Here is an 11,367-nt window from a genome sequence, read left to right as displayed (position 1 = left end):
GTGCGCTTGCCCGCTTGTGCCATCATGGCGTGCTAGTGTCCTGGGTTGTAAGTTCGTTGAAATGAGAAATCTGCCGAAATCGGTACTAGGCAAGGCGCAAAACGCAGCGATACCGGGCGGTATCGCGAGGCTTTGCAACGCCGCATGGTGTCCGATTCTCGGCGGATTTGTTCAACGAATTTGCAATTCAGGACACTGGGTCTTGATCTGGCAGGCATGGCCCTGCCCCACCTCGCTTTCACTTTCAATTTTGTTTCGGAGATTTTCATGAGCATCACCACTGTGGGTATCGTTGGCGCAGGCACCATGGGCAATGGCATTGCCCAGGCCTGCGCAGTGTCGGGTTTGCAGGTGGTGATGGTCGACATCGCACAAGCTGCGGTAGACAAAGGCTTGGCCACGGTCGGCAAAAGCCTCGATCGTCTGATGGCCAAAGACAAAATGACGGAAAACCAAAAAACCGAGGCCCTGGCGCACATCAAAGGCAGCACCAACTACGACGATCTGAAAGGCGTGCAACTGGTGATTGAAGCGGCCACCGAAAACCATGAGCTGAAAAACAAAATCCTCAAACAGCTCGATGACCTGCTGGCCCCCGAGGTCATCCTGGCCACCAACACCTCATCCATCTCCATCACCCAGTTGGCCGCCGTGACGCAGCGCCCGGATCGTTTTGTGGGCATGCATTTTTTCAACCCAGTACCGATGATGGCGCTGGTGGAAATCATTCGTGGTCTGCAAACGTCAGATGCCACGCACGACGCAGTCAAAGCCCTGGCCGAACAACTCGGCAAAACCCCCATCACGGTGAAAAACGCGCCTGGCTTCGTGGTCAACCGCATTCTGGTGCCCATGATCAACGAGGCGTTTTTTGTGCTGGCCGAAGGCTTGGCCACGCCCGAAGACATCGACGCCGGGATGCGCCTGGGCTGCAATCAGCCCATTGGTCCACTGGCACTGGCCGACATGGTGGGCATTGACGTCTGCCTGGCTGTGATGGAGGTGTATCTGGAGCAGTTTGGCGACAGCAAATACCGCCCTTGTCCACTGATGCGCGAATACGTCGCCGCGGGCCGCCTGGGCCGCAAGACCGGCACGGGCGTTTACAGCTACGCCTGAACGTCGGGCGGCGTGACCAAAGCACTAGTGTAGTGTTCGACGCTATCTGGTACATAAAAACGCGTCTTTGCCGCCATGGCGACGTTGCAAATCCTCGCGGTAGCTACGGCTATCGCTGCGGTTTGCGCCTTGCCATGACAAAAAATCCATCATTTTTATAAGTGCCATCAAGCATCGACCACTACACTAGCCGGGTCGCTCGTGCACGGCGCTGAGGCGCTCGACGGCCACCTGAAGCGCCGCCACCTGCGCGCGCAATTGCTGTAATTCGGCCAGCATGGCGTGCTCCAGTCTGGCATCTGCGGCCATCTGCTGCGCCAAAAGATCATCGTCCGCGTGCTTTTGGATAAAGATGGTCGACAGCGATGCCGTCACCAGCGACAGCACCGCCAACCCGACCAGCACCACCACCATGGCAAAAAAGCGGGCGGCCCCATTCGAGGGCACCACATCGCCATAGCCCACCGTGGCGGCTGTCACAAAGGCCAGCCACATGCCTTCGCCGATGGAATGCACTTTTGGGTCAACCAGCCAAAAGCCCACACCGCCCAGCGGCAGCATGGTCGCCACCAGCAGCAGCGACGACCACAGCCCACGCCGGGCCAGCTTCAGGCGCGCCTGGCGCGCAGCACTCAGAGTCATTGGGCGTTTTTCCATGCACACATTGTGACTTTGTCGGCCAAGGCCGACCACCCTGTTCGCTGCCGGTGTGCGTGCGCAAATCCGTCCCGGCGCTCACAGTCTGGCCAAAGCGGCTTTCACATCGCCCACACTCAGTATCTCGCTCAGCACGATGGGCGCTTTGCCCGGCGCTTGCAGCACATACACCGGCACACCACTGCGCCCCAGTTTTTGCAGCTCGGCCGTGATCGCCGCATCACGCCGCGTCCAGTCGGCGCGGAAGGTTTGCACACGCGCTGCGTCCAACGCGGTCAACACCTCAGCGCTGGCCAGCGTGGTGCTCTTGTTGTACTGGCAGGTCACGCACCAGGCGGCGGTGAAGTCAATAAACACCGGTCGCCCAGCAGCCAAGGTGGCGTTTACCCGCTCTGCCGTCCAGGGCTGCCAGCGGCCTTCAGCGCGGTTGGCAGTGGCAGACACCGGCACCGCATCTGGCTCTTGAACCACCCACGGCCCCAGCCATACCAGCAGTGCGCCGCCCAGCACCAGCGCCACGCCACCCAGCCACAGGCGACCTTGCAAACCCCAGGCCCACAGCAACCAGGCCAGCGCTACCAGCAGCAGCAGCAAGGCCGCCGCGCCATTGATGCCGCTTTGCTGCCCCAGCACCCATACCAGCCAGGCCACGGTGGCAAACATGGGGAACGCCAGCGCCTTGCGCAGCACGTCCATCCACGCGCCGGGCCGGGGCAGCAGGCGGGCCACGGCGGGCCACCAACTGGCGGCCAGATAAGGCAAGGCCATGCCCAAACCAATGGCGGCAAACACCAGCAAGGCTTGCACAGCGGGCAAGCCCACCGCCAGCCCCAGCGAGGCCCCCATGAACGGCGCGGTGCAGGGCGACGCCACCGCCACCGCCAGCACGCCCGACAAAAAGGCGTTGACCACTGGGTGCCGCGCCTGCAACGTGGCGACGCTGCTGGGCAGCATGTAGCCAAACTCAAACACGCCCGCTAAATTCAGGCCGATCACGGTAAACAGCGTCGCCAGCGCCGCCACCACCGCAGGCGACTGCAGCTGAAAGCCCCAACCCACCGCCTCGCCCGCTGCACGCAACGCCAGCAGCAGCGCACCCAGCGCCAGAAAAGACAGCACCACGCCAGCGCTGTAAGCCAGCCCGCCGATACGGTGCGCACGCCGGTCGTCTGCATGCCCGGCAAAGCCCAGCACCTTGATGGCCAGCACCGGAAACACGCAAGGCATCAGATTCAGCAGCATACCCCCCAGCGCAGCCCCCATCAGCGTCAACGCCAGGGCGCTGCTGGCCATGGACGTGGTGGTGCTCGGCATGGCCGAATTGTCAGCCTGCTGGGCATTGGCCTTCAGCGCAGCCTCCAGCGCGGGTGACAGCCCCGGCAACGGGGCCAGCGCAGGCCAGTCGCTGCTGACGGGCACCTCGACGCGCCAGCCTTGCCCGCCCACCGTCAGCACCAGCGGCATGGTGGCTGGGCTTTCGCTGCGCTCAGGCGCTACCGGCACGTCGGCCGTCCACACCGCGCCGTCCCAGCGCTGGCTCCAGGTCTTAGGGCCTACAGCCTGATCGGGCAGCGCCTGCGTGGCGGCGGTGACGATCACGCCCGGCGTCTCGGCCAACAGCTCCAACGTTTGGCCTTGCGCACTGGCTGGCAAACCCGCCACACGCACCGCCAGGCGCTGCCCATCCTGGGTGAGCGTGATGCGGTGCTCGCCCTGCACATCGGTGGGCTGAGACGCCAACGCCGCATCAAACGCCGCACCGTGCAATGCGGTCGAGCTGCGCAGCGGCAGCCTGAGGGCAAATTCCCCCTCTTGCGGAATGCACTCTTGCCGACATACCAACCAACTGGCCTTCAGCTGCACCGGCATTCCGCTGGTCAGCTCGGCCAGCGAGGGCTTGTATTGCGGCGTGATGACCAAAGGCACCGGCAGCAGCACCGTGCCGTCATAGCCATAGTTGGCCAAATGACCCACCGGAATCTTCTGCGGCAGCGGCCAGGCAATGTCACCCGCCATTACGCCCGGCGGCAACGTCCACTGCAAATCGGTGGGCAGACCCGAATCGCCCGGATTCTTCCAGTAAGTGTGCCAATCGGGCGCGTGCTGAATTTGCAGCCCCACCCACACCGGCTGGCCTTGGGCTGCCTCAGGCACCAACCCCACAGGCACGCCCTGCGGCGCATGCGCCAGCAACGTCGCCTGCACCTGCTCGGTGCGCACCTCGATTGCTTGGCTGTTTTGCGCTTTTGCGCCGGTGTGCAAAACACCAACAGCTATCAAAACAAAAGCAAAATGACTGAAAAACAATCGCCGTAAAAACATGTTCAACCAAGCCATGGCACGAATCTTATGGGACGCGCACGCAACTGGTTTGGTTCCAACCCGATAAGCCCTGCGGACGATGCGCCTGAAGCACCGCAAAAGCCAAGCCAAGATTCATGAAAAGACTGCGCAGCACCCACCTGTGACCGCACAGCGGATAAATTGAGCCTAGATCCGGCAGTTGGACGCATCCGATGTGCTGTGATCGGCGTGCCAGGCAAGACGCGAGGACGCTGCGGGCTTTGCTGCCCGCAAGGACGAGCAACGCCGCATGGCGCGGCGAGCGCAGTGCCAGTGGGTGCGGTGCGCCTTGACCTCCAGGGTGAGCTTGGGGAAAGGGCAGAAAGTTGTGTATTCATGCGGCTTTCAAGAAGAACTCCAGCGGTCAACCGCTGGATCTCGGTTGAATTTCAGACCACGAAATTCACAATGTGGTTGAGCTTATGAACAGGCTGCTGAAATACAGCCCCCATTGCGAGCGCCATTTCATGTTAGTGGCAGAGCATCCGAGCATCACACTGGCGCAGATCACGCAAAGCTGCCTTTATCAACCCCCCACACCAGCTCAGCCGTGATGTCTGCCGCAGGCGCGTTGCGGCAGCCGCTGGCGTTTTGCCCGCTCCACAACGAGGTGAAATCGCTGCATCCGGCTTTTTCAGCGGCCGCACGCAGTGGCCCGATGGCAGGGTTGGCCAGCGGAAAGGGCGGCGCAGCGGGGTTCAAAGGCCCCAACTCGCGCATCACCCGGTTGACGATGCCACGCGCTGCACCGCCTGTGAACAGCGTGGTCAATTGCGTGTGGTGCGCCGCTTCGCTTTGCAATGCGGCGCGGTGCAGCGGGCCGGTCAGCGCCTCATTCGCGCACAAATAGGCCGTGCCCACTTGCACGCCCGCCGCACCCAGCACCATGGCCGCGCGCACGCCTGCGGCATCGGCTATACCGCCTGCGGCGAGCACCGGAACTTTGAGGGCGCGCACCACCTGCGGCAGCAAGGCGAAGGTACCCATTTGCTCAGTCAAGTCTTTATTCAGAAAGTGCCCGCGGTGTCCGCCCGCTTCCAGCCCCTGGGCAATCACCGCGTCTGCGCCATGCTCTTCAAGCCATAGCGCCTCGCGCACTGTAGTAGCCGATGAAAGGACAAATGCGCCCCATGACTTCACTTTTGCCAGCAGCTCCGGCGCGGGCAAACCAAAGTGAAAGCTGACCACCGGCGGTGCAAACTCCGCCAGCAAATCTGCCGTCTCGGTGCTGAACGGCTGGCGCGCCGGGCCACCGCCCGCTTGCGCCGCATCCAGCCCCAGTTCATCGTAATAAGGTTTCAGCGCGGCCAGCCACGCCGCTTGCTGCCCCGCATCCGGCGTGGGCGGTGTATGGCAGAAAAAATTGACGTTGTACGGCAAGCCACTGGCTCGCAACGTGGTCAATTCGGCATGCAGTGCCTCAGGTGTGAGCATGGCCGCAGGCAGCGAACCGAGGCCACCAGCGCCACTGACGGCCAACGCCAGTGCACTGCCTTGCGCCCCGGCCATGGGGGCTTGAATGAGGGGATGGCGCAGGTTTAGGCGCTGTGCAAAGGCAGACATGATGGTGTGACCTCGTGGTGCGTGGTTCGATCATGGCATTATGAGATGCGTTGCCGCGCAAATTTGCGTGTCATCACCACGCCTCGCAGAAAGCCCTGGATGAAAGTTCCTACCAATCCCTTCAAACAAGCCCTGGCCGAAGGCCGCACCCAGCTTGGCCTGTGGGTGGCGCTGGCCAATGGCTACAGCACTGAGCTGATCGCTGATATCGGCTTTGACTGGCTACTACTGGACGGCGAGCACGCGCCCAATGACGTGCGCAGCGTGCTGGCGCAGTTGCAGGCAGTGGCCAGCGCACAGCAAGCGTTTGGCGATGCGCGTTCGCACCCCGTGGCGCGCGTGCCGCTGGGCACGGGCGAGGCGGGTACGGCCATCATCAAGCAGTTTCTCGACACCGGCGTGCAGACGCTGCTGGTACCTATGGTGGATACGCCTGAGCAGGCTGCGCAGGTGGTGGCTGCGGCCAAGTATCCGCCGGATGGTGTGCGCGGCATGGGCAGTGCGCTGTCACGCGCCTCGCGCTGGCAGGCGCATGAACGCTATGTGCACGAAGCCAATGACCAGATTTGCGTGCTGGTGCAGGCCGAGACGGCAACCGCCATGCAGCACCTGGACGCCATTGCCGCCACACCAGGCGTAGACGGCGTGTTCATCGGCCCGGCGGATTTGAGCGCCAGCATGGGCCACCCCGGCCACCCCGGTCACCCCGAGGTGCAGACCATGATCGAGCAGGCCATCATCCGCATTTTGAAGGCAGGCAAAGCGCCCGGCATTTTGTCCACCACCGAGACGCAGGCACGCAAGTGGCTGGCTGCCGGTGCGCGCTTTGTGGCCGTGGGGGCCGACACCATCGTCTTGGTCAACGGTGCCACGCAGCTGCTCAAAACCTACCGCAGCGAAGCGCCCGAACAAGGGCCGTTGGGTTATTGAACGCACACGCAGGCTGTGCCTTGAGGTGCTGCCACGTGAATGACCAGATCACCACAAATTTGCTACAAATACAGAAGCTGCCTATGCCTTCTGTATAAGCGACAAAGGCCAAAATGTTCAACAAAATTTGCATCTATGGCGCAGGGGCCATTGGCGGCTGGATCGGGGCGCGACTGGCAGCGCAAGGGCACCCCATCAACGTGGTGGCACGCGGTGCCACGCTGCAAGCGCTGCGCACACACGGCCTGCGCTTGCGCGAAGGGCAAGGCGAAGCCGAACATGAACGCGAACGCGAGCAGGCGTTTGATGTGCATGCCGTGGAGCACCCTGCCGATCTGGGCGCACAAGACCTGGTGATCGTGGCCGTCAAGGCCCCCGCCATGGCCGATGTGGCGCGCGCCATCAGCCCACTGATTGGCCCGCAGACGGTGGTGCTGACGGCCATGAATGGCGTACCCTGGTGGTTTTTGCAAGGCTTTGGCGGCGCGCTGCAAGGGCGGGTGCTGGAGTCGGTGGATGCAGGCGGTGCGATTGCGCAGGCCATTCCGGCCGCCCATGTGATCGGCTGCGTGGTGCACGCCAGTTGCTCGGTGGATGCGCCGGGGGTGATTCGCCATCGCAACGGTGCCGGACTGATTGTGGGCGAGCCGGGCGGCGGCACCAGCGCACGCGCGCAAGCGCTGCTGGCCTTGCTGGAAAAAGCGGGTTTTGAGGCCACGTTGTCCGCACAAATTCAGCGCGACGTTTGGTACAAGCTGTGGGGCAACATGACGATCAACCCGGTGTGCGGGCTAACCGGCGCGCCGTCCGATCGCGTGCTGGACGACGATCTGGTGCGCGGCTTTGTCAGCGCGGTGATGCTGGAAGCGCGCGAAATCGGCGCGCGCATCGGCATCCCGATCGACCAGACGCCGCAAGACCGCCACGCCGTCACGCGCAAGCTGGGTTCATTCAGGCCCTCGATGCTGCAAGACGTGGACGCAGGCCGTGCAGTAGAAATTGACGCGCTGGTGGGTGCTGTGCGCGAGCTGGGCCAGTTGACCGACGTGCCAACACCGTTTACCGACGCGCTGCTGGGGCTGTCGCGCCTGCACGCACAAATACGCGGCCTGTATTGACGCTCAAGCACCTGCTGATTGACCAGGCCTTCGCCACTCATTCAAAAACATGAAAAAACACCGTCACCCGATGGTCACAGGCGGCGGCGCACAAAAAAACGAAGCTTTAGAGCGTGTTCAACGTCTCTGCGCGGGTGTGTGGGCGCGGCCCCGGGCGGCCTGCTGCGTTGCAAATCCTCGCGATACCGCCAGGTATCGCTGCGGTTTACGCCTTGCAGCCCATCCAGATCCGCATCCCACACCCCTCACGCTGAGACTTTGAACAGGTTCTTAGAAAAAGCCCAGCTTGTTGGCGCTGTAGCTGACCAGCAGACACTTGGTTTGCTGGTAATTGGCCAGCGCTGCCTTATGGGTTTCACGCCCAATGCCCGAGCGTTTGTAGCCGCCAAACGTGGCATGCGCCGGATAGGCGTGGTAGCAGTTGGTCCAGACCCGGCCCGCCTCGATCGCACGGCCCATCTTGTAGGCGGTGGTGCCGTCGCGGCTCCACACACCAGCGCCCAGGCCGTACATCGAGTCATTGGCAATGGCGATGGCTTCGTCCATGTCCTTGAAGGTGGTCAGCGCCGCCACGGGGCCGAAAATTTCTTCCTGAAAAATGCGCATGCTGTTGTTGCCCTGCAAGATGGTCGGCTTGATGTAAAAGCCGTTGTCCAGGTTTTGACCAAGCAGGTTGCGCTGGCCGCCAATCAGCGTTTTGGCCCCTTCCTTGGTGCCGATGTCGATGTAGTTCAGAATTTTGTCCATCTGCAATTGCGACACCTGCGCGCCCACCATGGTGTCCAGCGCCAGCGGGTGACCGGTCTTGATGTTGGCCACGCGCTGGGTAGCGCGTTCGATAAAGCGCTCGGCAATCGATTCTTGCACCAGAATGCGCGACGGGCAGGTGCACACCTCGCCCTGGTTGAGCGCAAACATGGCCAGCCCTTCCATGGCCTTGTCCAAAAACGCGTCGTCCTTGTCCATCACGTCAGCAAAGAAGATGTTGGGGCTTTTGCCGCCCAACTCCACGGTGGACGGAATCAGGCTGTCGGCCGCCGCACGCAAAATACGCTGGCCCACGGGGGTCGATCCGGTGAAGGCAATCTTGGCAATGCGTGGGCTGGTGGCCAATGCCTCGCCCGCCTCTTTGCCAAAGCCGTTGACGATGTTCACCACACCCGGCGGCAACAAATCACCAATGGTTTCCATCAGCACCATGATGGACGCGGGCGTTTGTTCGGCCGGCTTCATCACCACCGAGCAGCCCGCAGCCAGCGCGGGGGCCAACTTCCAGGTCGCCATCAACAGCGGAAAATTCCACGGAATGATCTGGCCCACCACGCCAATCGGCTCCTGAAAGTGGTAGGCCACAGTGTTTTCGTCAATCTCGGAAATGGCCCCTTCTTCAGCGCGCAAACAACCGGCAAAGTAGCGAAAGTGATCGACGGCCAGCGGCAAATCGGCGGCCATGGTCTCGCGCAGCGGCTTGCCGTTGTCGATGGTCTCGGCCACGGCCAGCTTTTGCAAGTTGGCCTCGATGCGGTCGGCAATCTTCAGCAGCAGGTTGGATCGGTCAGCCGCCGCCGTCTTGCCCCACGTGGCCTGCGCAGCGTGGGCCGCGTCCAGCGCGCGGTTGACGTCATCAGCATCGGACTGTGCCACCTTGCAAAACGGCGCGCCGGTGATGGGCGACACGTTTTCAAAGTAGCGCCCTGCGCTAGGGGCCACCCACTTGCCGCCAATGTAGTTGTTGTACTGCGGCTTGAACGGGTGCGCCAGATCAAGGTTGAATTTTTTAAGCTCAAACGGGTCCATATGAAGTCTCCTGGTTTTTTAAATCAAAGAAAGCGGCATCACGTGGGCAGTGGCCTGAACTTCTGAACTTTTGAATAAGCGCGCTGCCGACAACACAACCTGCCATGCCGCTTGCAAACTGTACACCCCAAACACTGGGGTTGGCGCAACCTGCATCGCTGCCATACAAGCCACCCGCATACCCAAAGGGCTGAAAGCCGGGGTTGGTGTCCAGCGTCACATTGCCCCACACGTCGTAGCTCATTTGCTGGGCCACTTCTCCGGTGTCGCTGTCAATGACCAATCTGACGCTGCCCAATTGGTCTGTGACGATGCGGTACGTCTTACCGTCCTTGAGCATGGCATCAGGTACGTTGGGTTTGTCGCCGTAGTAGTAGGTGGCTTCCAGGGTGTTGTCTGCCTTCAAACGGGCAATGGGCCTGAGCTGGCTTTGCCACACCAGTTGCCACACCAGTTGCCATTGCAGTTGGCCATTCACTGTTTTGCCGGTCCGGCGGTTGGCCGGGTCGATGGCGTAGGTGATGACTTTGCCGTCTTTGAGGTTGACTTGGCGCAGGTTGCCCTAAACTCACTCATTTAAATATTGAAGTGAAATTAGCTTCCTTGGCAAATCATGATTTAAGTAATCCGATCCTTGTTTCAATTTTAATTGAAACGATCAAATGCATTCGGCACATCAATGATCCGTTCATCTTTTGGGTTTTTAACAGCAATTATCGCCCCACGCAAAATAACAGACAAGTAGCGAGGGAAGTTAAATATTTTTCGAAAAATTCCACCTCTTTTGTTTTCTACGCTAATTAACCATCTTTGCGATATTAGATAGCCCGCATCCGCACCCAAACAAAGAAAATAAACAGCCTTCCAATATTTCATTGGAACTCCTATTCCATTCATATACATGCCTCCAACCCAATGATAGGCTCGGCCATATCCAAGCTCAGCAGCTCGACTGAACGAATCTATCGCCATCATATAGTCCCCCAATGCATAGCAAGCACATCCAATACCAAAATGAGATTCAATATCTCCTTTGGCGGCAGCAATTTTAAAATAATGCATTGCCATGTCATACAAATTTTTACTATAAAATGCCCACGCAGCAAGCCTCTGACAATCTGAAGATTCTGAGCACTCTTTGGATATGCAAATCTCAATTGCACCATCCAAATCCCCATCAATATATCGCTTATGTGCTTTCGACCAGCAGTCAGACTCAAAATATTCCATGTATTTCTATTTAATCGCAATACAGCTGGCCGCATTCACATGGATTTGCACATTGACCGGCATTACTTGGCGTCAGCAAGAAAGCAGCCGCACCCATGCACTTTAATGCTATTGGCCAAAGAGGTGGAGGTGCCAAGTTTGGGGCAGGCGTAAATGGTCCAGATGGTGGTGGCGAAATAGGGGCAGTCGGCCGAGTTAATTCTGGTAGCGGGTTTGGATTGGTTGCAGGATTGGGTAACGGCCTACCAGGCACTTGCCCCGGCTTTACTGGTGCTTGTTGCGATGGGGGTTCAGGTGGATTATTGGGAGCATTTGGATTAATTCCCGGCGATCCAGAAAACCCGATTGCTATTCCGATACCTTGAAGCCAGGTTCTCCAGTCTTCTCCATCAGGATCAATTCCATTCACCGGATCCTGAGTCACATAACCATAAAGGTTGGAATCCCCCCCATTGAACAAGATCGGATCATTGACCGTCCACCTTCCGGCCTCGGCATCGTAGTCTCTTGCGCCGAACCTCGTCAATCGGGTATCGCTGTCGTACAAGCCACCCGCATACCCAAAGGGCTGGAAGCCGGGGTTGGTGTCCAGCGTGACATTACCCCACAC

The 11,367-nt window shown here is 60.1% G+C and carries 10 protein-coding genes; 3 read left to right on the top strand and 7 right to left on the bottom strand.

The annotated features are described in order from the left end of the window. Nucleotides 1-267 precede the first annotated feature (267 nt). Entirely contained in the window at nucleotides 268-1,119 is an 852-nt protein-coding gene (locus tag ACK5NW_RS00440) for a 3-hydroxybutyryl-CoA dehydrogenase (protein WP_416924280.1), read from the top strand. Between the two features lie 186 nt (nucleotides 1,120-1,305). Here ACK5NW_RS00440 and ACK5NW_RS00435 read toward each other — a convergent pair whose 3' ends face one another. The 3 genes from ACK5NW_RS00435 to ACK5NW_RS00425 all read right to left on the bottom strand — a co-directional run bounded on the left by ACK5NW_RS00435 (nucleotide 1,306) and on the right by ACK5NW_RS00425 (nucleotide 5,682). Then, nucleotides 1,306-1,761: a potassium channel family protein gene (locus ACK5NW_RS00435; RefSeq protein WP_416924279.1), complete on the bottom strand. Its 456-nt coding sequence runs from the start codon at nucleotides 1,759-1,761 to the stop codon at nucleotides 1,306-1,308. A gap of 93 nt (nucleotides 1,762-1,854) precedes the next feature. Beyond that, nucleotides 1,855-4,098: a protein-disulfide reductase DsbD family protein gene (locus ACK5NW_RS00430; protein ID WP_416924281.1), complete on the bottom strand. Its 2,244-nt coding sequence runs from the start codon at nucleotides 4,096-4,098 to the stop codon at nucleotides 1,855-1,857. 528 nt (nucleotides 4,099-4,626) lie between these two features. Next, nucleotides 4,627-5,682, bottom strand: a complete 1,056-nt coding sequence (locus tag ACK5NW_RS00425; RefSeq protein ID WP_416924278.1) for an NAD(P)H-dependent flavin oxidoreductase — start codon at nucleotides 5,680-5,682, stop codon at nucleotides 4,627-4,629. 99 nt (nucleotides 5,683-5,781) lie between these two features. On the opposite strand from ACK5NW_RS00425, the gene ACK5NW_RS00420 reads away from it, so the two are divergent. After that, nucleotides 5,782-6,612: an aldolase/citrate lyase family protein gene (locus tag ACK5NW_RS00420; RefSeq protein ID WP_416924277.1), complete on the top strand. Its 831-nt coding sequence runs from the start codon at nucleotides 5,782-5,784 to the stop codon at nucleotides 6,610-6,612. A gap of 113 nt (nucleotides 6,613-6,725) precedes the next feature. Beyond that, nucleotides 6,726-7,730, top strand: coding sequence for a 2-dehydropantoate 2-reductase (locus ACK5NW_RS00415; protein WP_416924276.1), 1,005 nt, complete (start codon nucleotides 6,726-6,728; stop codon nucleotides 7,728-7,730). Between the two features lie 270 nt (nucleotides 7,731-8,000). On the opposite strand, the gene ACK5NW_RS00410 is transcribed toward ACK5NW_RS00415, so the two are convergent. From ACK5NW_RS00410 to ACK5NW_RS00395, 4 genes are all read right to left on the bottom strand, one after another. Further along, a complete protein-coding gene (locus ACK5NW_RS00410; RefSeq protein ID WP_416924275.1) occupies nucleotides 8,001-9,527 on the bottom strand; it encodes an aldehyde dehydrogenase family protein in 1,527 nt (508 codons plus the stop codon). Next, nucleotides 9,514-10,005 carry a hypothetical protein gene (locus ACK5NW_RS00405; RefSeq protein ID WP_416924274.1) on the bottom strand — a complete coding sequence of 164 codons (492 nt, stop codon included), beginning with the start codon at nucleotides 10,003-10,005 and terminating at the stop codon, nucleotides 9,514-9,516. Before ACK5NW_RS00405 ends, ACK5NW_RS00410 begins: the two co-directional genes overlap by 14 nt. Nucleotides 10,006-10,172: 167 nt before the next feature. Then, a complete protein-coding gene (locus ACK5NW_RS00400) occupies nucleotides 10,173-10,757 on the bottom strand; it encodes a tetratricopeptide repeat protein (RefSeq protein ID WP_416924273.1) in 585 nt (194 codons plus the stop codon). Between the two features lie 10 nt (nucleotides 10,758-10,767). Then, nucleotides 10,768-11,367, bottom strand: a 600-nt coding sequence (locus tag ACK5NW_RS00395; protein ID WP_416924272.1) for an RHS repeat-associated core domain-containing protein, incomplete at its 5' end; no start/stop codon positions are given.

The organism is Ottowia sp. (genome assembly GCF_047975795.1).
GTDB lineage: Bacteria > Pseudomonadota > Gammaproteobacteria > Burkholderiales > Burkholderiaceae_C > Ottowia.
The sequence above is the reverse complement of the archived record's forward strand: the minus strand, read 5'-3'. Positions and strand labels throughout refer to the sequence as shown.